This window comes from Psychroserpens mesophilus (assembly GCF_050617655.1).
In the GTDB taxonomy this organism is placed as follows: Bacteria; Bacteroidota; Bacteroidia; order Flavobacteriales; family Flavobacteriaceae; genus Psychroserpens; species Psychroserpens mesophilus_A.
Genome location: NZ_JBODQC010000438.1, coordinates 1 through 242 on the forward strand (window position 1 = coordinate 1; position 242 = coordinate 242).

The following is a 242-nucleotide window of genomic DNA, read 5'->3' on the forward strand; positions in this document are numbered from 1 at the left end:
CCAGGTTCAGGACATAGTCCATGGGCGCCTCTTCCGTGCGGGTATTCCATCCCTGCTGGGTGATCAGCTGCTGTACGGACCGGTTGAAGCTGTAATACCCCAGGGGCGCCTTGGCGCTTGCGGGAGACAACTTGAAGTTGTCGAACACCCCGTCCTGGATTACGTTCGTATTTGCACCGCCCCGCAGGCCGATGGTCAGCTCGCTCTGCCCGACGAGTTCCCGGGAGGTGATATTGACCGTC

The 242-nt window shown here is 60.3% G+C and carries 1 protein-coding gene; it reads right to left on the reverse strand.

Annotated elements, in window-relative coordinates:
• Nucleotides 1-242: hypothetical protein (locus ACRHNM_RS17915; RefSeq protein WP_431137989.1), on the reverse strand; the 242-nt coding region annotated here is incomplete at both ends.